Origin of the sequence: Novosphingobium mangrovi (genome assembly GCF_022818885.1) — a bacterium.
GTDB classification, from domain to species: domain Bacteria; phylum Pseudomonadota; class Alphaproteobacteria; order Sphingomonadales; family Sphingomonadaceae; genus Novosphingobium; species Novosphingobium mangrovi.
The window spans coordinates 91,471-117,563 of record NZ_JALHAT010000001.1; the positions used below are offsets into that span (position 1 = coordinate 91,471).

Below are 26,093 nucleotides of genomic sequence, written 5' to 3' on the forward strand. Positions count from 1 at the left end.
CCTGCCCCATGCAATCGAGGTACAGCCGGGTCGCCCAAGGTGCGGGCAACCCGGCACAAATTCATCAGAACGGCATCTTGAAGCCCGGCGGCAGACCCATGCCCTGCTGCGCCTTGCCCATCTCTTCGTTCGCCACCGAATCGGCCTTGACCCGTGCATCGTTGTAGGCCGCGGCGATCAGGTCCTCGAGCATACCCTTCTCGCTCGGCTGCATCAGGCTGTCGTCGATGGCGACGCCGATCACGCGGCCCTTGGCCGAGCAGCGGATCTTCACAAGGCCGCCCCCCGAAAGTCCTTCGACTTCCATCGAGTCGAGCTTGCTCTGGGTCTCGGTCATCTGCTTCTGGATCGTCTCGGCGGCCTGCTGGGCCGCCTGGATCATTTCTTCCATGGACTTCATTGCATTATCTCCAGTTGCGGCCACCGCCGCCGATGGCGGCGGGCCGTTCATCCTCGATCAGTTCGGCGTCCGGGAAGGCCGCCAGAGTGGCCTCGACCAGCGGGGCCTTGCGCAGAGCCTGCGAGGCTGCCGCCTGGTCGGCCTCGGCCCGCTCGACAATCGTCGGCATCCCGCCACTCTCGACGCGCACGACTTCCCAGCGCTGGCCGGTGGCCTTGGCAAGACCATCGCGCAGGTAGCCGCTGATATCCTCGCGAAAGCTCGGTGCAAGCTCGTATTTCAACGTGCCCGGTGCAAGATGTGCCACCCGCACCTGCATGCGCATGATGTTCGCGACCGTCGGACCGCCCGCGTGCTCGACTTCGTCGACCAGGCTGTCCCAGCGCGCGGCCAGGAATTCCGGTGCGACAGCCTCAGGCTCAGAAGCTAGCGGAGCTGCAGGGGCCGGAGCGGCGGCCTGCTCAGGCGCTGCCGTCGAAGCAGCCGAACCTGCAGGGGCAGCAGGCGCGGGTGCCTCACCCGTTGCGCCCGATGGAGTAGCAGTTGCGGGGGGCGGTGCTGGTGCCTGGGTGGGAGCAGGTCCGCGCGCGACGAGATCTTCCAGCTTCTTCACCAGCGATCCCGGATCGGGCATGTCGCTGGCGTGCATGATCCGCAGCAGCGCCATTTGCGCGGCCACAAGCGGATCGGGCGCGGATTTCACTTCCTCGAAGCCCTTGAGAAGGAGCTGCCACAACCGGTGGACCTGTCCGGCCGCGAGCGACGTCGCCCAGCCTCCGATGGCTTCGCGCTCTTCGGCTGAATGCGCCTCCGGCGCACTGCCGGAAACCTGGGCCAGGGCGATTCGGTGCGCCAGGTCCATCTGCCCGCGCATGAGCGCGATCGGTTCGACCCCGAGCGCGAACTGGCGCGCCACGACCTCGAGAACACCCGCGCCATTGCCTTCCAGCAGCTTCGCAAAAAGCTGGCGCTGCACCGTCTTGTCGGACAGCCCCAGCATGTCGCGCACCTTGTCCGCGCGGACCTGCCCCTCTCCGTCGAGATCGGCATGGGCAATCGCCTGATCGAGAATCGAGAGGCCATCGCGCACCGAGCCCTCAGCCGCCGAGGCGACCATCGCCAGCGCCTCGCCCTCGGCCTCGACACCTTCAAGGCCGCAGACCTTGGCAAAATGCTCGGCCAGCATGGGCGTGGGAATACGGCGCAGGTCGAAGCGCTGGCACCGCGAGAGCACGGTCACCGGCAACTTGTCGACTTCGGTCGTCGCGAAGAGGAACTTCACGTGCGCCGGGGGCTCCTCGAGCGTCTTGAGCAACGCGTTGAACGCGTTGCGCGACAGCATGTGCACTTCGTCGATGATGTAGATCTTGTAGCGCGCCGAGACGGCCGCATAGCGCACCGCCTCGATGATTTCGCGCACGTCATCGACGCCGGTATGGCTCGCCGCGTCCATTTCGATCACGTCGATATGGCGCCCCTCGGCAATCGCACGGCACGGTTCGCACTGGCCACACGGATGGATCGTGGGACCGCCCTCGCCATCGGGACCGATGCAGTTGAGCGCCTTGGCGATCAGGCGCGCGGTCGAGGTCTTGCCGACACCGCGCACGCCGGTCATCAGGAAAGCATGGGCCAGACGATCGCGCTTGATCGCATTGGCCAGCGTGCGGACCATCGCCTCCTGTCCGATCAACTCATCGAAAGTCTGGGGACGATACTTGCGGGCAAGCACCCGGTAGGGCTGCTGCGCTTCGTCGGACGCGACAGCCGGAGCGGCCTTTGCCGGCGGCGGAGGCGCCCCATTCGGGACGGGCGCGGCCGGAGCCGGAGATCGTGTCGGTTCGATGGCTGGAGCCGCCTTCTCGAGAGGTGCCGCAGGCTCGCCACCGAACATCGAGGCTTGTCCTGCCGCTTCCAGTTCCGCCGCACTCGGTCCCTCGGCGGCCTTGTCCGCATCGTCCCCGCGGTCCTGCGTCGGCGCGTCCCCGAACATCGAGGCCTGTCCGGCATCCTCAAGCTCCTGCGAGGAGGGCCGCTGCTCGTCCTGCCCGGCATCATCCCAGGGCGGGCGGTTCTCGGGGTTTTCGCGTGAATCGTCCATCGTGCCTGCAAGACTAGGCGCTTGCGCACGGAATGTCAGGTGCGTTGCGCGTTGCTCCACAGACTCGCGCGCCCTCGATGGCGGGCCGTCCACCGCAGGCAGCTTGCCAAGGGCAGTAACAGCGCACATCACCAATACGCCCCCATCAAATAACTGGATTTGATATGATTTCTGAAGTTCTTGCGCTGCTTGCCGCGTCCGCCACTGCGCCCGTCCCCGCAGCAACACCGCTGCCCAAGCTGCCCGTGTTCGCGGCAGCCGACTGCGCCAGCGCCGATTCGCGCGCAAAGGTCCTGACCAGCCCCTTTGCCGACGGAAGCTATGAGGGGCGCCTGGAGAACTATGTGAATGCGCGCGCGCAAGGCACGCTAGGGCGGCTCGACCACACGGACATCTCCGCGGAACAACGCCGCGCGATTCTGGATGCGACGCTCATGAGCCCCGAATTTGCGTCGACAACCGATGAAAATGCCCGGCGCGACGCCGCTCTCGAACCGCATTTCAAGACACTGGAAGGCGATCCCAGCGACGCCGAGGCCTGCCGCGCCATCGTCCACATCTCGGGCGAGATCCACGCCATGCTGCTTTCGGTCGCAGCCCAGTGGGACAGGCTGGCCCTCACGATTGACCGGGAAATCGCCAAGACCGAAGAGAGCGATTGAGGCCCAAACAAAAACAGCGCCCGGTGGGCGCTGTTTTCAAAGGAGCCGAATGACCCGTCGCAATCCGTTGTGGCTGCTTCCTTCCGGACCTGACCAAGTTGGCGAACGCAAACGTCCATCCGACTCCCGGCGCGCCCTATGGCAATGCTTTGGCAGGAATGCAACCCGGGAATTGCCTGGAGCTCCTGAAGCCGAGCAATTCCTTTCAAACGCTTATCCCTTGAGGGAAAAGCTCAACGAAAGTTGTCGGCGTAAGCCTGAATCTTGAGACGACGCGGCGGAGTCGCGTGGACTTCGGCATCGATACCGTAACGCGTCGCGTAGGCCTTGGCTTCGTCGGCGCTGTTGAAGCGCAGCTGGAGCTGCTGCTTCATGTCGCCCGAACCGGCCCACCCCATGAGGGGATCGGGCTTCTTGGCCTCGGCGGGTTGGAATTCGAGGACCCACTGGTCCAGGAGGGCCTTGCCCGACTGCATGGCATTCTTCGGGCGCTGATAGATGCGTGCACTCATGGGGATGTGCATTGCCCCCAAATCGCGCCAGAAATCAAGTTCAAATCACGCCTTTCCGGAGCGTTCGAACGCGTTTTTGGTCTTCAGGCTGGGGTTCTCGTTCCAGGGTTCGTCCGGCCAGCGGTGCCGGGGATAGCGCCCCTTCATCTCGCGCTGCACATCCTTCCAGCTCCCCCGCCAGAACCCGGGAAGGTCGCAGGTGGTCTGGATTGGACGGCCTGCAGGCGATGTCAGCTTCAAAAGCAACGGATTTTCGGGTTTCCCATAGCCCGGGTGCCGGTCGAGTCCGAACAGGGCCTGGACGCGTACCTCCACGCTCGGCCCGCCTTCATCTTCATAATCGATGGCATGGCTCGTACCGGCAGGACTGCGAAATTCCGCCGGTGCCAGATGATCAATTCGCTGCTGATCATCCCAGGTCAGGCGCCCACGCAGCGCGCCATGCAGGGCCCCCTGGTCGATTGCATCGAGTCGGCGTCCCAAAACCGGACCCAGCCAGCTCTCGAGATCCTCGAGCAGCGCGGCCTCTCCCAGAGCATCCACCCCGGCATGGCGCGCACGCCGCAGGAGCGCCTGCGAGGCCCTGCCCATCGGCACGATGTCGAGCCCACTGGCGCGCACCCTCTCGAGCAGAAACGCGCGAATCGCATCCGGGTCGGGCGCGGGATCAGGTCCGCTCGCCAGCACGATCGCACCGACCCGTCTCTCAAGCCGGGCCTCCACACGCGCCTCCGCCTCGTTCCAGCGCAGGATCGAGCGGCGTTCCATCCGATCAGCCAGCCAGGCCTCGACGTCCGCCGATTCAAGCGGGACACCCGAAAGAATACGCGCGCCGCGCGCCTGTCCCTGGGCATCGCCGATCACCATCCACTCACGCGCGGCGAGAGGCGAGGCCGGATCGAGGACATAGCCACGCCCTCCAGCTGACAACCAGTGCTCCCCACTCGCATCGCGGCGCCGGGCCAGCATGGCGGGCTGCCCCATGGCAAGGAGGATCGCGAGCGGTACGTCCTCCTCCTCGACAGGCCCTTCCATCAGTGCCTGCGCCTTGCGCGCCCAGCCTGCCGCCAGCTTGCGCGCCGCCTCGGCGCGCGCAGAACGATCCGCGCCCCACCGTGCCAGGCGCTGCGCAAGATCATCCCCGCGCCCACCAAGGCCCCTTTCCTGCAAGAGCAGCGCGAGCCGGGCCGCCGTGCGCGCACAGCCATAGCTGCTGGCCTGAAGGATCATGGTCGCATGGCTAGGGCTCATCGGCAGGCGTGCCACCTTGTCTCCGAAGGGCGTGATCCTTCCCTCGTCATCAAGCGCGCCCAGCCCGCGAAGCTGCGCCCTGGCCGCCGCCAATGCAGCCTCGGGCGGCGGGTCAATCCAGGCCATCTGCGCCGGATCGCCCGTCCCCCATTGTGCGAGCGACAGCGTTAGCGGCGCCAGATCGCTGACCTTGATCTCGGGAGCCTCGAAAGCGGGCCGTCCCGCGTGCGCCGCCTCCTCCCACAATCGATAGGCTACGCCCGGCCCCTGACGCCCCGCGCGTCCCGCGCGCTGCGCCGCCGAGGCCTGGCTGGCCGCGTGCGTAACAAGGCGGGTCACGCCTGCGGCCTTGTCGAACTCGGCGCGCCGCGCGAGCCCGGCATCGACCACGATGCGTACGCCATCAAGAGTAAGAGACGTCTCGGCAATGGCGGTTGCCAGAACGATCCGGCGCCGCCCTTCAGGATCGCGCCGGATCGCCGCGCGCTGGGCCGAGGGATCGCATTGACCGTGCAGCGCATGAATTTGCGCAGACGGCAGGCGTTCATGAAGACGGTCCGAGACGCGCTCAATCTCGCGCACGCCGGGCAGGAAGGCGAGAATATCCCCGTCCTCCTCGCGCCAGGCCTGCAGGACGGCTGATGCCACGGATTCCTCGATACGCTTCTCCGCCGCGCGCCCAAGCCAGCGGATTTCCAGCGGCCAGGCACGCCCCTCACTCTCGATGACCTGCGTGCCCGGCCCCAGCAGGCTGGCGAAGCGGGCGCCGTCGAGCGTCGCGGACATGACCAGGATGCGCAGGTCCTCACGCAGCACGTCCTGGCTCTCGCGTGCCAGCGCCAGGCCGAGATCGCTGTCGAGATGACGCTCGTGCGCCTCGTCGAAGAGCACGGCACTGACCCCTTCGAGCTCGGGATCGGCCAGGATCGTGGAGACGAAAATCGCCTCGGTCATCACCAGTATCCGCGTGCGCGCCGAGGTCCGGCTATCAAGCCGCGTCAGATAGCCAACCGTATCGCCGGCCTTTTCGCCAAGCTGTTCAGCCATGCGCTCCGCCGCTGCCCGCGCCGCGACGCGGCGCGGTGAAAGCAGGATGATCTTGCCCGTACACCATGGTTCGACGAGCAGCGTGGGCGCAACCGCGGTGGTCTTGCCGGCTCCTGGAGGCGCGATGAGGACCGCCCCCGCGTGCGTATCGAGGGCCATGCGAAGCTGCGGGAGAACCTCTTCTACGGGCAAGCATGTCATCCCCGGCCTCCCGACAGATGAACGCGTCGCTCACGCGATCTACGCAACAATACGCAAGTTATATGGTTAAATGCATGAAACATAGTAGAAGGAAGGACCTGTCTCATTTTCCGGCACGTGTACATTTCGTCAATCATTGTCCGTTAGCCATGCCTGCGGAGACTTCGGATTTGCAGCAAGACAATAGCCCTCGCCTGAACACCGCGAAAGCCGGTCAGCATCCGTTGGTTGTCGCGCAGTATCTACGGCTGCGCCAGCAGATCCCGGCCCTCTACGGACTCCTGTCCGCCAACACCGCGATCCTCGCCTACACCCATCGGCACGTGGCCCCCGCGATCCTGGCGTACGCAATCCCGGCCGTGCTGATAGCTGTTTCGCTCATGCGCATGGTGATCTGGATCCGGCCGGTCAAGGCGGAATCCTTCGTCCCCAGCCTGGTAGCGGCCAAGCTCCATGCAACGACGCGCCTTTCTTTCCTGTTCTCGCTCGCCTTCGTGTTCTGGGCCTTCACGCTCGACCTCTATGGCGGACCTTATGAACACGGACATGTCACGATCTTCGTAGCCGTGACCCTGCTTGGCTGCGTCTATTGCCTCAGTTTCCTGCCCCAGGCGGCCGAGGCGGTCTGCGTGACCGGCACCTTGTCCTTCCTCGCCCACGCGCTCTACGTCGGAACCGAAGTCTACATCGCGATCGCCATCAATCTGGCGCTCGTGGCCGTCGTCATCCTGAAACTGACCCGCAACTCCTACAACGCGTTTGTGGAGCTCGAGGTCTCGCAGCGCGCGCTCAACAGCGAACGGCGTCAGGCTCAGTCGCTGGGCGAAGAGAACGCCTATCTTGCCCAGACCGATGCTCTTACCGGCCTTCCCAATCGCCGCTACTTCTTCACTGCCCTCGAGAAGCTCCTCGCCGGTACCCCGCGCGAGCGCCCATTTTGCGTCGGGCTGCTCGACCTCGACCGCTTCAAGCCGGTCAACGATACCTATGGCCATGCCAACGGCGATCGCCTGCTCTCCATTCTGGGCCAGAGGATGGTCGAGGCGGCCCCTGCCGACACCATCCTTGCACGGCTCGGCGGCGACGAATTCGGGCTCATCGTCATCGGCGATCTTGAGCAAGCCGAAGCCGTCGCCCAGCGCCTCGCAGAGGAAATCGGCAAGCCCGGGCAACTGGGCGATGTGGTCGTGTCGGTTGGCTGCTCCGTTGGCCTTGCGTCCTATCCCGAAGCGGCGACAACGGCCAATCTGCTGTTCGACCGCGCCGACTTCGCGCTCTACCACGCCAAGAACCACAAGCGCGGTCAATGCGTGCGCTTTACCGAGGAACTGGAGGCCCTGATCCGCTCGGAGCAGACGCTCGATACCGCGCTTCAGGCCGCCGATCTCGACGCCGAACTCTCGCTCGCCTTCCAACCGATCGTCGACACGACGAACCTGCGCTTCATCGGCGTCGAGTGCCTGGCGCGCTGGACATCCCCTCTTATCGGCGAGGTCTCGCCCGAGCAGCTCATCGCCACAGGAGAGCGCCTCGGACGCGCGCGCGACGTCACGCTGATCCTGTTCGACAAGGCGCTGCAGGCCATCGGCGCACTGCCTGAGAACCTGCGCATGTCCTTCAATCTGTCCGGCCACGACCTCTCCGACCCGAGCACGATTGCCGGGCTCCTCGACCGGATCGAGGGAATGGCCTGCTCGCCCACACGCCTTGTTTTCGAGATCACCGAGACCTCGCTCATCACCGAACTCGAACGCGCCCGCAGCGCGCTTGGCCAGCTTCACGCGACCGGAGCCAAGATCGCGCTCGACGATTTCGGTACGGGCTACTCCAGCTTGTCCTCGCTCCATCAGCTGCCGCTCGATGTACTCAAGATCGACCGCAGCTTTGCCTCGCAACTCGACGAGGCGGCCGGACGACGGCTGATCACGGCGATCCGCAACCTTGCCCGTTCCCTTGACCTGGAATGCGTGATCGAGGGTATCGAGACCGACAATCAGCTCATCAGCGCGCGCCTTGCCGGCTTCCCGCTGGCGCAAGGCTATCTGATCGCACGGCCCATGCCGCTTGCCGCCCTGTTGCACCGGATGGAATTGGGCAACAGCGTGCACACGCAGCTGGCCCAATAGCGGGATTTCTCGGGCCTAGAGCCTGCGGATCCCGTAGTCGATACGGATCCGCACCCAGGTGCCCAATTGGGGTTTCCCGTTGATCTGCGGAGGCTTCACGCGGAACTGCCAGGCTGCGTTGAGGACCGCGAGCCCGAAGCCCGACCCCCGCGGCGATTCGCCCAGAATCTGGCAATTTTCGACCCTGTAGTCGGCAATGGTCTGGCATGCGATGAGGCCGTATCCCTCATCGGGCCGCTGCGCAGGCAGATAGCTGGCCAGCTCAGCATTGGTCGGCCGTCGGTACCAGTCCGCGTTGTAGAGGACAGCGCCGCCCGGCCCCTCACCGGGTCCATAGGTCTTGCCCCCTCCCGCTTCGTTTCCGGTCGTCGGCGCTGGCGCGCTCATCTTGCCGATATCGGCCGCGGCCATGTCCGTGCTCGACATCTTGAGCCAGGAGTAGGCAGGCTTTGGCTGCGGTGCAGTCGGCGCCTTCTCCGGCGGCACTTCGACCGGCTCGACGAAGCGCTCAGGAACTTCGCGTTCGGCGGGCTTTTCCTCCTCCTCAGCCTCTTCCTGCTCTTCCTCGGCGGCCTTGTCGCCCTTGTCCTGCTGCTCCCCCTCGACGTCGAAGCTCGTCACCGTGGGAGCGGCATCGTCAAGGCGCGGCGCAATCTGGGTCTGGTAGATCGCGGCCAGCAGAACGAGCACGACGATACCCGCCGACAGCGACGCCGAAAGGGCGCGCTGGCGCGGGGAACCGGAGCGGTAACCGGTATGGGAAAGTGCCGAGACGTCTCGCATCACGGCCTGCCTTAGCCGTCTGCCAAGAGCGCTGCAATTGCCGTGGCCGCGCAAATCGCGCGTTACGCCGCCCTTATCCGGTGCGTAACGCTACACACTTGATATTAAGTGACGATCCGCCCTCAGTAGCGGCGAGCGACCGCGAACTGGACCGCTTCGGCCATGGCGTCGCGCGCTGCGCCCGACGGGAAGATCGACAGCGCATCGATGGCGCGCTGCGCGTACATACGCGCCCGCTCGCGGGTCGCTTCGACACAGCCGTGCTTGTTGATGAGCGTGATCGCGTGGGCGAGGTCCTCATCATCGCAGCGAAAGCCCGCGATGGCCTCTTCCCAGAACTTGCGCTCCTCGGCGTTGCCGCGCGCGTAGGCCAGGATCACCGGCAGGGTCATCTTGCCCTCACGGAAATCATCACCCTTGTCCTTGCCCGATTCCGCTGCTTCGGAATCGTAGTCGATGGCATCGTCCACCAGCTGGAACGCGATCCCGAGGTTGCGGCCATAGGAATCAAGCGCCAGCTCCTCCGCCTCGCCCTTTTCGGCGATCACGGCCGAAATGCGCGTGGCTGCCGCAAAGAGCGCCGCCGTCTTGGAGCCGATGATGTCGAGGTAATGGTCCTCGCTCGTCTCGATCCGGCGCTGGGCGGTCAGCTGGTCGACTTCGCCCTCGGCGATGATCGAACTTGCCGTCGAGAGAATCTTGAGAACCTTGAGGCTACCGTCCTCGACCATCAGTTCGAACGAGCGGGTGAACAGGAAGTCCCCCACTAGCACCGTTGCCGGATTGCCGAAGACGATGTTGGCCGCCGCCTTGCCGCGGCGTGTTTCCGAACCATCGACGACATCGTCGTGCAGGAGAGTGGCGGTGTGGATGAACTCCACGGCGGCCGCCAGCTTGTGGTGGCGCGTGCCCTGATAGCCGCACAGCTCCGCCCCTGCGACCGTCAGCATCGGGCGCATGCGCTTGCCGCCGCCGGCAATCAGATGCCCGGCGAGCGACGGAATCAGGGGGATCTCGCTCTGCATCCGGTCAAGGATGACAGCGTTGACGCTGTTCATGCCCGGCGCCGTCAGCGCCAGCATGGGAGCGAGGGAAGGCTGCGACCCGCGTTCCCGCAAGGATATGACTTCTGCACTCATCGAGGGCGCAATGGGGGCTCGCGCGCTCTGACGCAAGTGCAAAAAGGACGCCTTCGGCTCCATTGCGCGACTGGCCGAGGGGGAAAAGCCATGCTAGCGCGCCCAGACGATGACACAGGATACGCCCGCCTCCGATCCGGTTCTTGCCGGCTTTCGTTCGAGCATCGACAATATCGATGCCGCCCTCATTCACATGCTGGCCGAGCGTTTTCGGATCACGCAGGCGGTCGGTGCCTACAAGGCCGAGCACGACCTGCCCGCTTCCGACCCGGGCCGTGAGCAGATCCAGATCGACCGTCTGCGCAAGCTGGCCGAGGATGCGAACCTGGACCCGGACTTCGGCGAGAAATTCCTGCGCTTCATCATCCAGGAAGTGATCCGCCATCACGAGCGCGCCAAGAACGCCTGATCTCGCGCACACCCTGCCTGCATACGAAAAAAGCCGTCGCATTGCGCGACGGCTTTTTTCGTATGCAAACGGCGCCGCGTCACGCGACGACCGAACGCGGCCGACGGGCTTACTCCGGAACGTATTCCTGGAGCTTGGCCATGAGGGTCTGAATGCGAAGGGCCGCATCGTTGAAGGTCTTCACTTCCGAGCGGTTACCGGTCGATTCGGCTTCCTTGGAAGATTCCAGGTAACCTTCAAGGTCCACTTCCAGGGCGTCGACCAGCATGGCGACTTCGTCCGTGGTCAGCGTCAGGGTGATGTCTTCGTTCATGTCGGCTCCTCGCCTTGTCGCATGAGAAATGGGAATGTCGGTATGGGGGCCGACATAGACCTTCGCGCCCACGCTGCAACCGTTGCCGGGCCACCTTTCCCCCAAAGCGCATGGCCCCGCGAAAGGTTGCCGCTCACACCGTCCCTTACACCGCCGCGCGCGGAAGCCGCAGCTTGACCAGCAAGCCGCCCAGGTCCTCGCTCTCGGCCAGTTCGACCGAACCTCCGTAGATTTCCACGACATCGCGTACGATGGCAAGGCCAAGGCCGGTACCGGGCTTGCCGGTATCAAGGCGCGCACCGCGATCGAAGATGCGCGGGCGCTCGGCTTCCGGGATGCCCATGCCATCGTCCTCGATCCAGATTTCGCACAGCTCCGGGCTCGGATCGGCGCCCGGCGGATCAACGGTCACGAAGACGCTGCCGCCCCCGTATTTCGCCGCGTTCTCGATGAGATTGCCGAGAAGTTCCTCCAGGTCCTGCTTTTCCAGCGCGACCGTGGCGCCCTTGTCGCCATCAAGGTCGAAGCGAGTCGTGTCGTAAAGCCGCTCGACCGCGCGGAACACCGCTTCCAGGCTGGGCCAGACCTCGGCGCGCGACATGCCCGCGGCGCGACGTCCGACCGCGCGGGCGCGGGCCAAATGATGGTCGACGTGGCGACGCATGTTGGCAACCTCGCGGATCACCGTCTTGTCGAGATCGGGATCCTGCGCCGACGCCGCGTTGGTGACCACCGTCAGCGGCGTCTTGAGGGCATGGGCCAGATTGCCCGCATGGGTGCGCGCCTCTTCGGCCTGGTTCTCGGTATGGGCGAGCAGCGCGTTGAGCTCTTCGACCAGCGGGGCGACTTCCTTGGGCAGCGGATCGCTCACCCGCGCCACGCCGGTCGTGCGCAGCTTCTGGATGGCACGGCGCACGTGGCGCAAGGGGAACAGACCGTACCAGGTCTGGAGGCCCGCCATGAGGAGGAGGCCGACCCCAAGCACCGCGAAACTGTAGATGAGGATCGAGCGGAAGGTCTTGATCTGCTCGTCCAGTTCCTCGCGGCTCGCAGCGACGGTGAACATCCACTCGGCATCGCTGCCCGGCAGGATGATCGAGCGTTCCATCACCCGCAGCGGTTCGCCGGAGAACTGGTCGGAATTGTAGACGTGGGGCTGCGCGTCGTAGTGATCGGCCGGGACGTCCAGCGTCAGATCCCACAAGGAGCGTGAGGAAAAGTCCTCATGCCCCTTGGCGCGAATCTGCCAGTACAGGCCCGAATTGGGTTCGAGAAAGCGCTGGTCACCAAGTGGCCGGTTGAAATAGACCTCGCCATCGGGCGCGATCTCGGCCGAGCCGATCATGCCGAGCAGCATGTAGCTGAGTTGCTCGTCGAAATTGCGCGTGACGAGCCCCGCCAGCGCACTGTCGAGCGCAAAACCCCCCAGCAGAAGCAGGATCGAGATCCAGCCCGCCGCGATCAGCATCATGCGCCGCGCGAGCGAGCCGGTATTGGCCGGCATGTCCTGTGCAGGCACCGGTCCGCGCGCGCTGGTCACCTTCGCGTCTCCCGACGCCTCAGGCCCGGGTCGGCTCTGCGGGATCGTCGAGGCTGTAGCCAAGGCCACGGATCGTGGTGATGACGTCGGACCCGAGCTTCTTGCGGATGCGCGTCACGAAGACCTCGATCGTGTTCGAATCGCGGTCGAAATCCTGATCGTAGATATGCTCGATCAGTTCGGTGCGGCTGACCACCTTGCCCTTGTGGTGCATCAGATAGGACAGCAGCTTGTACTCCTGCGCCGTGAGCTTGACCGGCTCTCCGGCCAGGGTCACGCGGCCCGAACGGGTGTCGAGGCGCACATCCCCTGCGGTCAGTTCGCTGGAAGTATTGCCCGAGGCGCGGCGGATCAATGCCCTCAGGCGCGCGATCAGCTCCTCGGTCTGGAACGGCTTGGCGAGATAGTCGTCCGCGCCCGCGTCGAGCCCGGCGACCTTGTCCGACCACGAATCGCGTGCCGTCAACACCAGCACCGGGAAGTTGCGCCCTTCCTTGCGCCACATGCCAAGCACCGTCAGACCATCGATCTCGGGCAGGCCGAGGTCGAGAATGACCGCGTCGTAGTCTTCGGTCGAGCCAAGGAAATGGCCATCTTCGCCATCGACCGAAAGATCGACGGCATAGCCGTTCTGCTCCAGCGTGGACTTGAGCTGGTTGCCGAGTGTGGGTTCATCCTCGACGATCAGGATGCGCAATTCTGGTCCTCCCTCTAGGGTCCCATGCGAGATGGGTGCAAAGCTGTGCAGCGTCAAGCGACGGGGGCGCAGGAGGTTCCCGCGACACGCGCGCAGCCGACCTCGATCACGACGCTACCCGGCTCAGTTCGACTGGCCGATGATCCGCCCTGTACGCGCGTCCACATCGACATAGTAGACCTTGCCGTTCTCGATGAATTTCAGGCGGTAGGCCATGGCGGCAGGATCGTACTCCGGGCCGATGTACTGCATCCCGCTCATGCGCGGCAGGACGATCTTCTCGATCTGCCGACTGGACAGAATATTGCCCGCCCGGCGCTCCTTGCGCACCTGGCCCTGCTCACCGTTCTGGGCCTCGGCCTGAGCTGGAAGCGCAGCCGTGCCGCCAACCGAGAGAGCCAGGACCATCGCGGCCACTGCTGTGGAAGAAAAGCTACGATATTTCATTATGGTCTGGTTGCCTAAGCCGAAGGGATTGAACAAGCCCTGAATGCCCGATGCGCCACGCAGCGGGACAAGTGTTGTCCGTTCGCGACAGGTCTTGCCGCGGTGACCGGGCCTGCGCCGCCAAGGACGCTTGCCAGCCCCTGCCCTGCCCCTGTAGGGCGCTGGCATTATGGCAACTGCACCTATTCTCAGCTGGGAAGGCCTCGGCCTGATCCAGGGCACCGGCTGGCTCTTCCAGGATCTCGACATCAACATCGCCCAGCGTGACCGCCTCGCGCTGATCGGCCGCAACGGCGCGGGCAAGACGACGCTGCTCAAGCTGATCGCAGGGATCGTCGAGGCGGACGCGGGCAAGCGCTCGATCCAGCCCGGCACGCGCGTTGTCACGCTGGAACAGGATCCCTTCTTCACCGGCTACGACACGCTGCTCGACTTCGCCATCCATGGCGAGGACGGCCCGCAGCCCCACGAGGTGGAAGCGATTGCCGACCAGCTCGGCATCGACCTCTCGCGCGAGGCTAAGAGCGCATCGGGCGGTGAGCGTCGCCGCGCCGCTCTGTGCCGCGCGCTCGCCTCCGAGCCCGACCTGCTGCTGCTCGACGAACCGACCAACCACCTGGACCTTGCGGCCATCGAATGGCTCGAAGGCTGGCTCCAGCGCTACAAGGGCGCCTTCGTCGTCATCAGCCACGACCGTACATTCCTCACCCGTCTGACCAAGGCGACGCTGTGGCTCGACCGCGGCTCGATCCGCCGCAAGGAAGTGGGCTTTGGCGGCTTCGAGGCGTGGGAAGAGGAAGTCCAGAAGGAAGAAACCCGCGCGGCCGAAAAGCTTGACGCCAAACTCAAGATCGAGGCGCACTGGCTGGAACGCGGCGTCACCGCGCGGCGCAAGCGCAACCAGGGCCGCCTTGCCAAACTCTGGGAAATGCGCGCCCAGCGGGCTGCGATGATGGGCCCGCAGGGCACCGCCAAGCTTGGCGTGTCGGGCGATGGTTCCAAGACCAAGTCGGTGATCGTCGCCGAACACGTCACCAAGCGCTTTGGCGAAGGCGAGAATGAACGCACCGTCATCAAGGACTTTTCCCTACGCATCCAGCGCGGCGACCGCATCGGCATCGTCGGCTCGAACGGCTCGGGCAAATCCACACTGCTCAAGATCCTGACCGGCGAACTTGAACCCGATGAGGGCACGGTCACGCAGGCCCAGACGATGACCTCCATCATCCTCGACCAGCAGCGCTCGTTCCTCAAGCCCGAGATGCAGCTTCGCGACGTGATCGCCGAAGGCAGCGACTGGGTCGACGTGCGCGGCGTGCGCAAGCACGTGCAGGGCTATCTCAAGGACTTCCTGTTCGATCCCTCGCTGATCGACGCCAAGGTCGGCACCCTTTCCGGCGGCGAGCAATCGCGCCTCCTCATGGCGCGTGAGTTCGCCCGCCCCTCGAATCTCCTCGTGCTCGACGAGCCGACCAACGACCTCGACCTCGAGACCCTCGACCTCCTTCAGGAAGTGATCTCGGACTACGAGGGCACGGTGCTCATCGTCAGCCACGACCGTGACTTCCTTGACCGCACCGTCAACCTGACGCTGGGGCTCGACGGCAGCGGCCATATTGACGTGATCGCAGGCGGCTATGCCGACTGGGAGGCCAAGCGCCGCGAGAGGACCTCAGGCGGCAAGGCAAAAAACGCCAGCACCGAGGCCGCGCCCCCTCCCCCGCCCAAGCCCAAGAGCACCAAGCTCTCCTACAAGGACCAGCGCGACTACGACCTGCTGCCTGGGCGAATCGAGGAACTGGAAGCGGCGATCGAGCGCGACGAGGCCGCCCTCGCCGACCCGGACCTCTACACGAAGAACCCGGACAAGTTCGCCGCGCTGACCAAGGCCATCGAGAAGGCGCAAGCCGAAAAGGAAGCCGCCGAGGAGCGCTGGCTGGAACTGGCCGAACAAGTCGAGGGCTGACAAAACTTGCCAAATCGGTAATTTGCGAAGAAAGTAGCAAGCCAATCCGGTTATCCGCAGGCCCCGCTTTCCATGCTCGATCGAATCCGCGCCATCCGCCAGCAGAAGGGCATGACCCTGGCGGATGTCGCTGCGGCCTGTTCGCCGCCCACCACCGCCCAGACCATCGGGCGCCTTGAGACAGGCGCGCGCACGCTTTCGCTCGACTGGATGAACCGCATCGCCGCGGCCCTCGGGGTAGAAGCGGGCAGCCTCCTGCGCGCCGAGGCAACAAGTCCCGCCCGCATGATCGCAAGCCACGGCCCAACGGGCCTGCGCCCGCTGACCGTCCCCCAAGATGTCCTTCCCCACAGCGAGATCGATCCGCTTGCCCGCTGGGTGGTTCTGGGCATCGAAGTCGCCGCCGGTGATTACCGCGCCGGCGACCAGGTGTGGATGCGCCATCTCGATGCTGGCGCGCTCATCGCGGCGACATCGCATCTCATCAATCGCGAAGCCCTGGTCCCCTTACCGGGTGGACGCGTGTCCTTCGGGCGAATCGTAAGTATTTCAACGGATGAGGAACGAAGCCTCGTCACGCTGCTTCCTTCCCTTGCCCGGCGCCCGCCTGTCCGCATCGAGGATCCGGAATGGATCGCGTTGGCCGAAACACTCGTGCGCGCCCTCTGAGCGAGCGCGCACCGCAAACGAGGCACTGACATGCGCGTTCTCTCGATAGCCACGCTGTTCCCCAATGCAGTGAAGCCCGGCTTCGGTATCTTCGTGGCCAACCAGATGCGCGCGGTCGCCGCCCGCGGCGATGTCGACCTCGTCATGGTCAGCCCGCTGGGCATCCCACCCTGGCCTCTATCCACGCGCGCGCCCTACAAGGCCCTGAAGGACCTTCCCGAAAAGAGCGATGACGCGGGCATCCCGACTTACTACCCCCGCTTCACCACGATTCCGAAGCTGGGCGGAGACAGTAACCCCGGCCGAATCGCCAAGGCGATCCTCCCCCTTGTCCGCCGCCTGCACGAAGAAGTCCCATTCGACCTGGTCGATGCCCAGTTCTTCTTCCCCGACGGCCCGGCTGCGGCCATTGTCGCGCGCGAACTGGGCATCCCGCTCACGATCAAGTCACGCGGCGCGGACATCCATTACTGGGGGCGGCGCGATTCGCCGCGCGAACAGATGCAGCAGGCGGCCGAGCAGGCCGCCGGGCTGCTTGCCGTCAGCCAGGCTCTGCGCGAGGACATGATCGCGCTCGGCATGCCCAAGGAGCGTATCGGCGTGCACTACACAGGGCTTGATCGCGAGCGCTTCCACCCCATCGAACGCAGCGCCGCGCGGACTCTGGTCTCGGCCATGCCCGGCCTCGAAATCTGGAACATCGGCCCTTTGATCGTGACCCCGGGCGCGCTCATCGCCCGCAAGGGTCAGCGGCTTGTCCTGGAAGCTCTCATCCACTTCCCCGAGGCGCGCCTCGCCTTTGCCGGCTCGGGCGAGGATGAGGCACGCCTGAGGGCCGAAGCAAAGATCCTGGGCGTCGCCGATCGCGTCCATTTCCTCGGCATGGTCAGCCACGACGTGCTTCCCCAGCTTCTGTGTGCGGCCGACGTCATGGTGCTGCCCTCGGCCAGCGAGGGCCTGGCCAACGTCTGGATCGAGGCGCTGGCCTCGGGCACGCCCATTGTCATTCCCGACATCGGCGGCGCACGCGAAGTCATGAAGGACCCTAGCGCAGGCCGCATTGCCGAGCGCACCCCCGATGCGATCGCCGAGGCCATCCGCGACATCCTCGCCGATCCGCCGTCGCAGGACGAAGTCGCCGCGAACGTCCATCGCTTCAGCTGGGGCAAGAACGCCGAGAACCTCGTCCAGTTCTGGAGCGACGTCCTGGATGGACGGCCGGTTCACACAGGAGGCTAGGCTGAGGACCTGATCAGGTCCTGGTCCTCACAGGCTGTCACGGCGTGTCCGGGGCCAACTTCTTCGCCCGGGCTTCGACTGAGCCAAGCCGGCTCTGGTAGGCGATGGCCTGCACCATCGTCATCTCGGCGGGCGTGACCCTCTCCGGATCCGCCAGACCAAGGGCCCCCGACCAGGGATTCGGGGCTCCCGGAAAGAAGACCACGACCTGACCGTCCTCCTGCCTTTTGGTTTCGAAGGCCAGCTGCGAGAAATCGTCGAGCCGGACCCAAACCGGGATCAGGGTATGATCAGCCTCGTGCGAAGGCCCTCCTCCGGCAAGCGATTTGAAAAACAGGTAGAGCGGGATCTTGTTGAGGAGCCCTTCCTCCAGCCACTGCACCAGGCGGACCGCGGCGCGTGTCCTGGCGACCAGTCCGGCGAGATAACACACCAGCACCAGGACGATGACGGAGAGAATGTCGAGGAACAGGACATCGTTCACCGAGTCGATCTCGAAAATACCGGAGAAGAGCATCGCGAGCTTGCGCATGAAGCCCAGAGCTTTTCCGATGATCACGGCGATCACAACGAGTGGAACGAGAAAAAATGCCCCGCCAATTACAGTAGACTTGAAGAAACCCATGCCGAAAAACATGCGAACACCCCCGCCCTGAGACCTGCAAGATGGTCGGTTAAATTCGCACTGTCAAAACAAACTGGCACACAACGTGCTCACGAGGCCAAAAGTCCCCTGAGCGGCAACTTCACATCCTTGTCGCCATACTCCGCATCGCGGCGCACAAAAAAGGGCGCCCGAGGACGCCCCTTTTCGTGTCCATCGTGATCACGGCCCTTAGGGCTTGGCCGCACGCTCGCGCGCGAGGCGCTCCTGGCGGTCGATGTCCGATTCGTTGGGAATGAAGCTTTCACCCGAAACACCCAGCCAGATCAGGATCGGCGCGGCCATGTAGATCGAGCTATAGGTACCCACGAAGATACCCACCGTGATCGCCGCGACGAGGCCGAACAGGCTCTCCGGGCCAAAGATCAGGAGCGGGATCAGCGCGACCAGTAGCGTGGCCGACGTCATCACCGTACGCGCCAGCGTCTCGTTGACCGACATGTCGAGCAGTTCGGGCAGCGGCATCTTGCGGTACTTCTTCAGGTCCTCGCGGATGCGGTCGTAGACGACGATGGTGTCGTTCAGCGAGTAGCCGATGATCGCCAGGATCGCGGCGATGATCTGGAGGCTGAACTCCATCTGGAACAACGCGAACAGGCCCAACGTCAGCGAGACGTCGTGGAACAGCGCGAAGAGCGCGCCCACGCCGAACTGCCATTCAAAGCGCACCCAGATGTAGAGCGAGATCGCGAGCATCGCCGCGCCCAGCGCGTAGATCGCCATCTCGCGGAATTCGCCCGAAACCTTGCCCGAAACGGTACTCACACCATCGATGCGCACGTCGGGATAGGCGGTCGAGATGGCACTGGTGATCTGCTTGGAGATCTGCGCCGCAGCACCGGGATTGCCTTCGGCTTCCTCGGGCAGCTTGGAGCGTATCGAGACCTCGTTGGCTTCACCGAAGCGCTGGATCACGGGCTCGCCATAGCCAAGTCCGCCGATCAGCTCGCGAAGGCTCGCGATCGGGGCCTCCTCCTGCTTGGTGAAGGTGGCCTGGATTTCCTGCCCGCCTGCGAAGTCGACGCCGTAGTTCAGGCCCTTGGTCAGGACCAGCCCCCAGCTCGCCGCGATCAGCAGGCAGGAGATGATGTAGAACGGCACCCGCCAGCGCAGGAAGTGGATGTTCGTGTTGTCAGGGACAAGTTTGATGAGGCGCATGGGATCAGCCTTCAGATGGTCAGGTCTGCGGGACGCTTCGCGCGCAGCCAACCGGCCACCCACATGCGCGTCATGGCAACGCCGGTGAAGACGCTGGTGAACAGGCCGATGATGAGAACGACCGCAAAGCCGCGCACCGGACCCGAGCCGAACGCAAAGAGCAGGACACCGGCAATGAAGTTGGTGATGTTCGCGTCATAGATCGCGCGGCTGGCTTCCTTGTATCCGTTCTCCACCGAGGTGAAGACGCGGCGACCCCGCTTGCGCTCCTCGCGGATGCGTTCGTAGATCAGCACGTTGGCGTCCACCGCCGCACCAATGGTGAGGACGAAACCGGCAATACCCGGCAGGGTCAGCGTGGTGCCGATCTGCGCCATGATGCCGAGGATCATCAGCACGTTGATGATGAGCGCGGCCGTCGCGTAAATACCAAAGCGGCCATAGGAGCCGATCATCAGCACGATCACGAGCAGCGAGCCCACGCCCATGGCGATAAGGCCCTTCTTGATCGAGTCGGCACCAAGGTCGGGACCGACAGTGCGCTCCTCGACGACGGTAAGGTCGACCGGAAGCGCGCCCGAGCGCAGGGCGATGGCGAGCTGGGTCGCCGACTCGACGCTGAAGCTGCCCGAAATCTGGGCGCTGCCGCCCAGGATCGGCTCGTTGATGCTGGGCGCCGAAAGCACCTTGCCGTCAAGGATGATCGCAAAGCGCTTGCCCACGTTCTGCTGGGTCAGCTCGGCGAACTTCGCGCCGCCCTGCTGGTTGAACGTGATCGAGACGACGGGACGGTTGGTCTGCTGCTCAAACGACTGCTGCGCGTTGGTCAGCTGGTCGCCCTTGATGCCGCCCAGGCGCTTGACCGCGATGGCCGAGACGCCGCCCACTTCGCTGCCTTCGGCATAGGGTACGATCTCGTCGCCCGGAGGCGCGATGCCGTTCGCCACGTCGTTGGGGGCCGCATTCTCGTCGACCATCTTGAATTCGAGCTTGGCGGTCTGACCGATCAGTTGCTTGAGCGCATCGGGGTCATCGAGCCCTGGGACCTGCACGACGATGCGCGCATCGCCCTGTCGAATGATCGTGGGCTCACGGGTACCGAGCGCGTCGATACGCTTGCGCACTACCTCGATGGCCGAATCCATGGCGTCCGAGACAGCCTGGTCGAGCCCTTCCTGGGTCGGCGTGAGGATGAAGCGGTTGCCGTCCTCGACGCGGATATCCCAGTCTCGCTGGCCGGTGAGCCCTGCACCCGTGGTGAGATTGACCAGTTCATCGCGCGCGGCGTCGACCTGGCTTGCATCCTTGAGCATGAACGAGAGGCGGCCATTGGTGCGCGAGATGTCGCCGATGGCGATGCGCGGGCTGGCGGCGCGGAAGCGGGCGCGCACGCTCTCTTCCATGTTCTCGATGCGCTGCTGGGCGACCTGGCCCTTCTCGGCCTCGAGGAGAATGTGGCTGCCACCGGCAAGGTCGAGGCCCAGGTTCACCTGCGCATTGGGAAGCGCAGAGGGCCACGGCGCGTTCGCCAGAGAAAACAGCGAAGGCAGGGCAAGGGCCGCGCAGATCAGCGCGACACCCCAGAACCAGACCTTCTTCCATACGGGAAAATCGAGCATTGCCTTGTGCTTTACTCCAGGAGGACGAGGCTAGACAGAACTGGCCGGCCCCACACGGGACCGGCCCTTGCCTGAAATATCAGTCGTTCGCGGGCTTCTTGCCGGCGGGCGGGATGACGTCGCTGATGGTAGACTTCACCGCCTTGACGACCATACCCTTGGCGAGCTCGACCTCGACGTAGTTGTCGTCGACCTTGACCACCTTGCCCACGAAGCCGCCACCGGTGAGAACCTCGTCACCGCGCTTGATCGCTTCCAGCTTGGAGCGATGCTCCTTCTGCTGCTTCATCTGCGGACGCAGGATCAGGAACCAGAAGATGAGCGCCATCGCCACGAAGGGCAGGTACTGCAGCCATGCGGGGGCGGCCCCACCCGATGCGGCGGCAAGCTGGTTGAGAATCGAGCTGTTCATGGAACCTAAGAAACCTTCTATGTCGTCGCCCCGATCACCCGCGCGCTTCGCAGGCCAGCCTGTCAGGACCGACCCGGCGCACCGGGCATCGAGGCACTGCCCTTACAGGGCTGTACCGGATGCGGGCGGTTAGCAACAAAGCGCCAAGCTGGCAACGAACCTGCCGACTCTCACCCCAACCCGCCGCGAAAGGTAGGCAGCCGACCGCGCAGTTCCAAGGCCGTTTGAAGAGTTTGCGAAGAAACCTTGCCGATCATGTCGATAGAGGGTTGCGCTCCTGAAAAAGCCCGCCTATAGGGCGCCCTCCGGTCGGGACGTAGCGCAGCCTGGTAGCGCATCACACTGGGGGTGTGGGGGTCGGAGGTTCGAATCCTCTCGTCCCGACCAATTCTACAAGTCATCGCGGGATGACACGAAGCGGGTCGCGAAAGCGGCCCGTTTTCGTATGTGCTCAGCACGTGAGCGCCGACTAAGGATTTCGCCGAATTCTGGGAGTTCCCGGCCCGCAAGAACGGGCCACAGAGGACAGAGGCGCGGCTACAGATCTCAGTACGAGCCTCTGTCCCGCCCAATCGCGGCTCGCCTTGCAGCGGCTGCAGCTCGAATCACACCGAAGATTCGGACTGCAACGGGGCCGAAGCCCGCCAGTCCGCAGCCCAACCAGAACACCCTCAAGGCCCAAGCGCTCCGTATGCCTCGGAAATCCATGACCGGCGAGGCGGCTGACGGTACCCGAAACGGCGATTCGCCCCTTGTTGCAGGCATCTGACCTGAGGTCTGCCCCCTGTCCGGGACGAAAGGCCCAGCGCGCAATTGCGCGACGTCGACCTTGCCGCCTATGAGAGAGGCCACTCGCCAACGCTGCCCACGGGCAATCGGTGCAAGTTCAAGGAAGTGCAGCCCACATGATCCCCAAGCTCATCTATGTCCTCAACGGCCCCAACCTCAACCGGCTGGGCAAGCGCGAACCCGGGATCTACGGCGCGCAGACGCTCGAGGATATCGGCGCCAGCCTGATGGAACGCGCCGAAGCGCTGGGTTGCACCATCGAGATGCGCCAGTCGAATCACGAAGGCCAGCTCGTCGACTGGCTTCACGAGGCGGACGACAAGGGCGCGCATGCGATCCTCTTGAACGCAGGCGCATACACGCACACCTCGATTGCCCTTCTCGACGGCATCCGCGCGATCTCCGCGCCCGTCATCGAGGTGCACCTGTCCAATCCCCACGCGCGCGAGGAATTCCGTCATCTGAGTTGGGTCGGCCAGGCCGCGAAGGGAACCATCGCGGGCTTTGGCGCGAACAGCTACCTGCTGGCGCTGGGAGCCGCCGCCGCGCTCTGAAGCCCTACAGGCTCAGCACCATCAAGGCTCAGCACCATCAGTCTGCGAGAGAGGGCGTGCACTCCAGACGCTGCCCGGTATCGCTGCGCACAGCAATGATGCCGTAAAGCTCCACACGATCAGCAAGGCCGGATCCGGCTCTACCGGCATGCTCACCCTCGCTCTGATCGACAAGTCCCACCTGGCAAACCCCTCTCTTCACCAGAGACAGGAGCAAGCGGCGCATATCTTCCACAGTGCGCCGTGGATCATCGTGGACGGGCACATAGGCCAGCCCTTGGGATTTCAAGGCTTCGGGAACGGGTATGGGCTGAGGCCTTTCGCCATCCAGCGGTGTCATCAGAAGCTCGCGCTTCACTTGCGTACCCACCTGCGCAATCACCCTGCCGTTCGCCGTCCACGTCAACGTATCGGCATCGAAATCGAGCGGCACACCCTGCTTCTGGAGGGAATATTCGCCCCCGAAAGTCGGCGTAAGCTCGAACGCCTTGCCCTCGTCCTGCCCCCCGCGCGTGAACCACCAGAGATTGGCACCGACCAGCGCCAGCGCCACACCGACCAGCACGGCGCGCCGAACTTTGCGGGAATTTGGCATACGAAAGGGCTCAGACCTCGAGCGGAACGCCCGGAATGCTCTTCGACGTGCGGATCGTGAGCGAGGTCTTGACGCTGTCCACGTTGGGCGCGGGCGTCAGCTTGCTGGTCAGGAATTCCTGAAAGCTCTGGAGGTCGCGGCTGACAATCTTCAGTATAAAGTCGATTTCGCCGTTGAGCATGTGGCACTCGCGCACTTCGGCAAGGCCCTTCATATGGTCCTCGAACGCACGCAGCGCTTCCTCGGCCTGACTCTTGAGGCTGACGAGCGCAAAGACCGTGATCGTGAAGCCCAGTTTCGAAGGGTCCAGATCGGCGTGGTAGCCCTGAATGATCCCGGCCTCCTCGAGGCTGCGCACGCGGCGCAGACACGGCGGTGCGGTCAGGCCAACGCGCTGGGCCAACTCGACGTTGGTGATCCGCCCCTCATCCTGCAACTCGGCCAGAAGCCGACGATCGATTTCATCCAGATTGATCATGTCCGAATCCCGAAATTCACCCCAGGCCTTCGCTTCAGGCCACATTGTCGACGAAAACGCACGCAAAACGACGCTTTCCTGAAATAATATTATCCCTTAGCGTAATCGTCCCGCTTTGCAACGCTTTCCCTTGGTCACTTTTGCGAAACGGTTGGTTTGCTAGGGGAAAACGATCCCGCAAATCGCCTTGCGTCGTGCTACGGGATCCGCACTGGCCCGTAACGAGACCCGCCTCCCTCGGCTCTCCCTTGGATTTGAATGCACTTCGACGATCGCCTTTCCACGGTTTTGCGCCATTCCGCGACCAGCGGAACGCTTGCGCGCATCCAGTACAGGCAGCTCATCGACATCCTGGCGCAGGCCCCTTCCGGTCTCGTCACGGAGCTGACCGAGGCGGGTTACGCCCGCCTTGATTCGCTGGGAGCGGCGATTCGCGATACCGATCAGGCCGAACTGATTCGCCAGTCCCTGGTGCGCCTTACCAATCCCCGCCTCCTCGCCCTGCTCGCCGAAGCCGGCCCCCAGGTCGCCAGCGCCGCACTCGCCAAGACCCGATTGAGCGAAGCATCCTGGCTTGACCTGATTCCGGCTCTGCCCGTCCATGCCCGCGGCATCCTGCGCCACCGCCGCGACCTGCCCCCGCGCGTGAACGACATGCTGGAGCGGCTGGGCATTGGCGACCGGGCGCTGCCACCCATCACGGTCGCATCAGCCACAGCCGAGACGCTCGCCCCCAGCGCAGAGCGATCTACGGGTGAAGCCCTCGAACCGCCTGCCCATCAGTGGGCAGATGATCTGCCAGCGCATACGGTGGGCATGGGAGTTCAGGCACGGACACTCGGCGCTGGTCGAGTTCCCTCGAACGAAGCGGAAGTCGAGGAGCTCGTGCTCACGCAATTGCTGGGGGACGAACCACCCGCAGCGCCCGCGTTCCCTGCCCCCCCACCGGAATCGGACAAAGGCCGGCCTGCGAGCAGCTTCCCTCCGCCACGTGATCCCGCGCCCCACGCGAACACGCGTGCCGCTGCCCCTTCCACCATCCCCACGTCGTTGCGGGAGTGGGCGCGCCTTCGCGCGTCAGGTCCCCTCGCCCCGCCGCCGCCGCCACTCGCGCCGGACGGCCCCGGGGATCCGGGCATCGGCGCGATCGTACGCCGCATCGAGGAATTCCGTCGAAGCCGCCAGAAACCCCATTCGGCAGAGCCCCAGGGCGATTCGCCCCGTCTGCCTCTGGGCGATGCCATCAGCGAGACCGTGCAGGGGCCCACTACCCTCGATTTCGCCACCGATGCCCTTGGCCGGATTACCTGGGCCGACGGCCCTTTCGCCAGCGCGGTCACTGGCTTCCTTCTCCCTCTCCACGAGAGTGAGCAGGAAACGATCGCGACCGCTGTTCGGCACGGGCAGCCGATCCGGGGCGCACGTATCCAGCTGTCGGGTCCGGCCGGGATCAGTGGCACATGGCAAGTCGATGCCGCCGCCTGCTTCGACCAGGGCACGGGGCGCTTCACCGGCCATAGCGGCCGCTTGCGCCGCCCCCACCCCTCGGTGCGGGACACGGCGAACGCCAGCGCCAGCGCCGAGGCGGACCGGATGCGCCAGGTGCTCCATGAACTGCGCACCCCGGCGAACGCCATTCAGGTCGCCGCCGAGATCATCCAGCAGCAACTCTACGGCCCTGCCCCGCACGAGTACCGGGCGCTTGCGGCCTCCATCGCGGGCGATTGCGCTCATATTCTGGCGGGCTTCGAAGAACTCGACCGACTGGTCAAACTCGAAACAGGCGCCTTGTCGCTCGACCCGGGGCTCTGCAACTTCGCGCTTGTCACCCATCGCACGATCCAGCGGCTGGGCAGTTGGACAGGCCCACGCAACAGCGGTTTCCACACCTCCCCGGACCTGGCCGATGCCGAATTGCCCATCGCCCTTGAACACGACGAAGCCGAACGCCTCGTCTGGCGCCTTCTTGCCGCGCTCGCCGGCGCGTCGGCCAGCGAGGAGCGTTTGGCGCTCCACTGGGCCGATAATGGCAGCGACCTTCGCATGTGCCTGCAACTGCCCAAGGCTCTCGCCGAGCGCGAAGGCGATGCGCTCTTTGCGATCGGCGACATCGGGCGCGGTCAGGCCCTGACAGCAGGCGTATTCGGGGTCGGCTTCACCTTGCGCCTTGCCGCCGCCGAAGCCCGCAGCGCCGGGGGTGCCTTGCAGCGCATTGCCAATGAACTCGTGCTTACGCTACCCTTGGCCCGGGTGAAAGACACACGCCCTGACGTGGCGGACCTTGCCTCCTGAAGGAGGCAGATGACCTTGCCGCGTTGTGCC

Annotated in this window: 24 protein-coding genes, 1 tRNA gene, 1 other RNA gene and 2 pseudogenes; 11 read left to right on the forward strand and 17 right to left on the reverse strand. The window is 64.7% G+C overall.

Annotated features, from left to right (window positions below; genetic code table 11):
* Positions 1-64: 64 nt before the first annotated feature.
* Complete coding sequence (locus MTR65_RS00415) at positions 65-400, reverse strand: YbaB/EbfC family nucleoid-associated protein (RefSeq protein ID WP_148626171.1); 336 nt, start codon at positions 398-400, stop codon at positions 65-67.
* Between the two features lie 4 nt (positions 401-404).
* Positions 405-2,501 carry a DNA polymerase III subunit gamma/tau gene (locus tag MTR65_RS00420; RefSeq protein ID WP_243796259.1) on the reverse strand — a complete coding sequence of 699 codons (2,097 nt, stop codon included), beginning with the start codon at positions 2,499-2,501 and terminating at the stop codon, positions 405-407.
* 164 nt (positions 2,502-2,665) lie between these two features.
* Between MTR65_RS00420 and MTR65_RS00425 the strand changes: the two genes are divergently transcribed.
* A complete protein-coding gene (locus MTR65_RS00425) occupies positions 2,666-3,163 on the forward strand; it encodes a hypothetical protein (RefSeq protein ID WP_243796260.1) in 498 nt (165 codons plus the stop codon).
* Positions 3,164-3,198: 35 nt separating this feature from the next.
* On the opposite strand, the gene ffs is transcribed toward MTR65_RS00425, so the two are convergent.
* The 3 genes from ffs to hrpB form a co-directional block, all read right to left on the reverse strand.
* Positions 3,199-3,293, reverse strand: an RNA gene (ffs, locus tag MTR65_RS00430) — signal recognition particle sRNA small type.
* 103 nt (positions 3,294-3,396) lie between these two features.
* Positions 3,397-3,675 (reverse strand): ETC complex I subunit, encoded by a 279-nt coding sequence (locus tag MTR65_RS00435; protein WP_039394582.1) that lies wholly within the window; start codon positions 3,673-3,675, stop codon positions 3,397-3,399.
* A gap of 45 nt (positions 3,676-3,720) precedes the next feature.
* Positions 3,721-6,174, reverse strand: a complete 2,454-nt coding sequence (hrpB, locus tag MTR65_RS00440) for an ATP-dependent helicase HrpB (RefSeq protein ID WP_243796261.1) — start codon at positions 6,172-6,174, stop codon at positions 3,721-3,723.
* Positions 6,175-6,398: 224 nt separating this feature from the next.
* Between hrpB and MTR65_RS00445 the strand changes: the two genes are divergently transcribed.
* Positions 6,399-8,300 carry a putative bifunctional diguanylate cyclase/phosphodiesterase gene (locus MTR65_RS00445; RefSeq protein ID WP_243796262.1) on the forward strand — a complete coding sequence of 634 codons (1,902 nt, stop codon included), beginning with the start codon at positions 6,399-6,401 and terminating at the stop codon, positions 8,298-8,300.
* Between the two features lie 15 nt (positions 8,301-8,315).
* Here the strand turns inward: MTR65_RS00445 and MTR65_RS00450 are convergent, their stop codons facing one another.
* Complete coding sequence (locus MTR65_RS00450) at positions 8,316-9,083, reverse strand: energy transducer TonB family protein (RefSeq protein ID WP_243796263.1); 768 nt, start codon at positions 9,081-9,083, stop codon at positions 8,316-8,318.
* A gap of 122 nt (positions 9,084-9,205) precedes the next feature.
* Positions 9,206-10,222, reverse strand: coding sequence for a polyprenyl synthetase family protein (locus tag MTR65_RS00455; protein ID WP_243796266.1), 1,017 nt, complete (start codon positions 10,220-10,222; stop codon positions 9,206-9,208).
* A 109-nt stretch (positions 10,223-10,331) separates the two neighbouring features.
* On the opposite strand from MTR65_RS00455, the gene MTR65_RS00460 reads away from it, so the two are divergent.
* The gene (locus MTR65_RS00460) at positions 10,332-10,631 is read left to right on the forward strand and encodes a chorismate mutase (RefSeq protein ID WP_226636256.1); all 300 of its coding nucleotides are present in this window, start codon (positions 10,332-10,334) and stop codon (positions 10,629-10,631) included.
* Positions 10,632-10,740: 109 nt separating this feature from the next.
* Here the strand turns inward: MTR65_RS00460 and MTR65_RS00465 are convergent, their stop codons facing one another.
* From MTR65_RS00465 to MTR65_RS00480, 4 genes are all read right to left on the reverse strand, one after another.
* Entirely contained in the window at positions 10,741-10,944 is a 204-nt protein-coding gene (locus MTR65_RS00465) for a hypothetical protein (protein WP_039394598.1), read from the reverse strand.
* A 145-nt stretch (positions 10,945-11,089) separates the two neighbouring features.
* Positions 11,090-12,448: a sensor histidine kinase gene (locus MTR65_RS00470; RefSeq protein ID WP_243796471.1), complete on the reverse strand. Its 1,359-nt coding sequence runs from the start codon at positions 12,446-12,448 to the stop codon at positions 11,090-11,092.
* Between the two features lie 55 nt (positions 12,449-12,503).
* Complete coding sequence (locus MTR65_RS00475) at positions 12,504-13,181, reverse strand: response regulator transcription factor (protein WP_039394601.1); 678 nt, start codon at positions 13,179-13,181, stop codon at positions 12,504-12,506.
* 123 nt (positions 13,182-13,304) lie between these two features.
* Positions 13,305-13,628 (reverse strand): PepSY domain-containing protein, encoded by a 324-nt coding sequence (locus tag MTR65_RS00480; protein WP_243796269.1) that lies wholly within the window; start codon positions 13,626-13,628, stop codon positions 13,305-13,307.
* Between the two features lie 169 nt (positions 13,629-13,797).
* On the opposite strand from MTR65_RS00480, the pseudogene MTR65_RS20275 reads away from it, so the two are divergent.
* The 5 genes and pseudogenes from MTR65_RS20275 to MTR65_RS00495 form a co-directional block, all read left to right on the forward strand.
* Positions 13,798-14,229 (forward strand): annotated as a pseudogene (locus tag MTR65_RS20275) (ATP-binding cassette domain-containing protein); the annotation flags it as partial.
* A 30-nt stretch (positions 14,230-14,259) separates the two neighbouring features.
* Positions 14,260-15,093, forward strand: a pseudogene (locus tag MTR65_RS20280) (ATP-binding cassette domain-containing protein); the annotation flags it as partial.
* A gap of 156 nt (positions 15,094-15,249) precedes the next feature.
* Positions 15,250-15,594: a hypothetical protein gene (locus MTR65_RS20285; RefSeq protein ID WP_419145022.1), complete on the forward strand. Its 345-nt coding sequence runs from the start codon at positions 15,250-15,252 to the stop codon at positions 15,592-15,594.
* Positions 15,595-15,666: 72 nt separating this feature from the next.
* A complete protein-coding gene (locus MTR65_RS00490) occupies positions 15,667-16,263 on the forward strand; it encodes a helix-turn-helix domain-containing protein (protein ID WP_243796271.1) in 597 nt (198 codons plus the stop codon).
* 30 nt (positions 16,264-16,293) lie between these two features.
* Entirely contained in the window at positions 16,294-17,502 is a 1,209-nt protein-coding gene (locus MTR65_RS00495; protein ID WP_243796272.1) for a glycosyltransferase, read from the forward strand.
* Between the two features lie 37 nt (positions 17,503-17,539).
* Here the strand turns inward: MTR65_RS00495 and MTR65_RS00500 are convergent, their stop codons facing one another.
* From MTR65_RS00500 to yajC, 4 genes are all read right to left on the reverse strand, one after another.
* Positions 17,540-18,139 carry a DUF502 domain-containing protein gene (locus MTR65_RS00500; protein WP_243796273.1) on the reverse strand — a complete coding sequence of 200 codons (600 nt, stop codon included), beginning with the start codon at positions 18,137-18,139 and terminating at the stop codon, positions 17,540-17,542.
* A 198-nt stretch (positions 18,140-18,337) separates the two neighbouring features.
* Positions 18,338-19,324, reverse strand: coding sequence for a protein translocase subunit SecF (gene secF / locus MTR65_RS00505; protein ID WP_243796274.1), 987 nt, complete (start codon positions 19,322-19,324; stop codon positions 18,338-18,340).
* An 11-nt stretch (positions 19,325-19,335) separates the two neighbouring features.
* Complete coding sequence (gene secD / locus MTR65_RS00510) at positions 19,336-20,943, reverse strand: protein translocase subunit SecD (RefSeq protein WP_243796275.1); 1,608 nt, start codon at positions 20,941-20,943, stop codon at positions 19,336-19,338.
* Between the two features lie 79 nt (positions 20,944-21,022).
* On the reverse strand, positions 21,023-21,355 hold the full coding sequence (gene yajC / locus MTR65_RS00515) for a preprotein translocase subunit YajC (protein WP_226636280.1): 333 nt from the start codon (positions 21,353-21,355) through the stop codon (positions 21,023-21,025).
* Between the two features lie 310 nt (positions 21,356-21,665).
* On the opposite strand from yajC, the gene MTR65_RS00520 reads away from it, so the two are divergent.
* Both MTR65_RS00520 and aroQ read left to right on the forward strand, forming a co-directional pair.
* A tRNA-Pro gene (locus MTR65_RS00520) sits at positions 21,666-21,742 on the forward strand.
* 518 nt (positions 21,743-22,260) lie between these two features.
* Positions 22,261-22,698, forward strand: coding sequence for a type II 3-dehydroquinate dehydratase (gene aroQ, locus MTR65_RS00525; protein WP_243796277.1), 438 nt, complete (start codon positions 22,261-22,263; stop codon positions 22,696-22,698).
* A gap of 37 nt (positions 22,699-22,735) precedes the next feature.
* Here aroQ and MTR65_RS00530 read toward each other — a convergent pair whose 3' ends face one another.
* Entirely contained in the window at positions 22,736-23,263 is a 528-nt protein-coding gene (locus MTR65_RS00530) for a hypothetical protein (protein ID WP_243796279.1), read from the reverse strand.
* A 40-nt stretch (positions 23,264-23,303) separates the two neighbouring features.
* Positions 23,304-23,771, reverse strand: a complete 468-nt coding sequence (locus MTR65_RS00535; RefSeq protein WP_148625892.1) for an Lrp/AsnC family transcriptional regulator — start codon at positions 23,769-23,771, stop codon at positions 23,304-23,306.
* A gap of 258 nt (positions 23,772-24,029) precedes the next feature.
* Between MTR65_RS00535 and MTR65_RS00540 the strand changes: the two genes are divergently transcribed.
* Entirely contained in the window at positions 24,030-26,063 is a 2,034-nt protein-coding gene (locus MTR65_RS00540; protein ID WP_243796282.1) for a histidine kinase, read from the forward strand.
* The last annotated feature ends 30 nt before the right edge of the window (positions 26,064-26,093 follow it).

What these genes read in the sequence shown, in the direction of transcription:
- MTR65_RS00415 (WP_148626171.1), bottom strand. Translation starts at nt 400, where the DNA reads ATGAAGTCCATGGAAGAAATGATCCAGGCGGCCCAGCAGGCCGCCGAG.
- MTR65_RS00420 (WP_243796259.1), bottom strand. Translation starts at nt 2,501, where the DNA reads ATGGACGATTCACGCGAAAACCCCGAGAACCGCCCGCCCTGGGATGAT.
- MTR65_RS00425 (WP_243796260.1), top strand. Translation starts at nt 2,666, where the DNA reads ATGATTTCTGAAGTTCTTGCGCTGCTTGCCGCGTCCGCCACTGCGCCC.
- MTR65_RS00435 (WP_039394582.1), bottom strand. Translation starts at nt 3,675, where the DNA reads ATGAGTGCACGCATCTATCAGCGCCCGAAGAATGCCATGCAGTCGGGC.
- hrpB (WP_243796261.1), bottom strand. Translation starts at nt 6,174, where the DNA reads ATGACATGCTTGCCCGTAGAAGAGGTTCTCCCGCAGCTTCGCATGGCC.
- MTR65_RS00450 (WP_243796263.1), bottom strand. Translation starts at nt 9,083, where the DNA reads ATGCGAGACGTCTCGGCACTTTCCCATACCGGTTACCGCTCCGGTTCC.
- MTR65_RS00455 (WP_243796266.1), bottom strand. Translation starts at nt 10,222, where the DNA reads ATGAGTGCAGAAGTCATATCCTTGCGGGAACGCGGGTCGCAGCCTTCC.
- MTR65_RS00460 (WP_226636256.1), top strand. Translation starts at nt 10,332, where the DNA reads ATGACACAGGATACGCCCGCCTCCGATCCGGTTCTTGCCGGCTTTCGT.
- MTR65_RS00465 (WP_039394598.1), bottom strand. Translation starts at nt 10,944, where the DNA reads ATGAACGAAGACATCACCCTGACGCTGACCACGGACGAAGTCGCCATG.
- MTR65_RS00470 (WP_243796471.1), bottom strand. Translation starts at nt 12,448, where the DNA reads ATGCCGGCCAATACCGGCTCGCTCGCGCGGCGCATGATGCTGATCGCG.
- MTR65_RS00480 (WP_243796269.1), bottom strand. Translation starts at nt 13,628, where the DNA reads ATGAAATATCGTAGCTTTTCTTCCACAGCAGTGGCCGCGATGGTCCTG.
- MTR65_RS00490 (WP_243796271.1), top strand. Translation starts at nt 15,667, where the DNA reads ATGCTCGATCGAATCCGCGCCATCCGCCAGCAGAAGGGCATGACCCTG.
- MTR65_RS00495 (WP_243796272.1), top strand. Translation starts at nt 16,294, where the DNA reads ATGCGCGTTCTCTCGATAGCCACGCTGTTCCCCAATGCAGTGAAGCCC.
- MTR65_RS00500 (WP_243796273.1), bottom strand. Translation starts at nt 18,139, where the DNA reads ATGTTTTTCGGCATGGGTTTCTTCAAGTCTACTGTAATTGGCGGGGCA.
- secF (WP_243796274.1), bottom strand. Translation starts at nt 19,324, where the DNA reads ATGCGCCTCATCAAACTTGTCCCTGACAACACGAACATCCACTTCCTG.
- secD (WP_243796275.1), bottom strand. Translation starts at nt 20,943, where the DNA reads ATGCTCGATTTTCCCGTATGGAAGAAGGTCTGGTTCTGGGGTGTCGCG.
- yajC (WP_226636280.1), bottom strand. Translation starts at nt 21,355, where the DNA reads ATGAACAGCTCGATTCTCAACCAGCTTGCCGCCGCATCGGGTGGGGCC.
- aroQ (WP_243796277.1), top strand. Translation starts at nt 22,261, where the DNA reads ATGATCCCCAAGCTCATCTATGTCCTCAACGGCCCCAACCTCAACCGG.
- MTR65_RS00535 (WP_148625892.1), bottom strand. Translation starts at nt 23,771, where the DNA reads ATGATCAATCTGGATGAAATCGATCGTCGGCTTCTGGCCGAGTTGCAG.
- MTR65_RS00540 (WP_243796282.1), top strand. Translation starts at nt 24,030, where the DNA reads ATGCACTTCGACGATCGCCTTTCCACGGTTTTGCGCCATTCCGCGACC.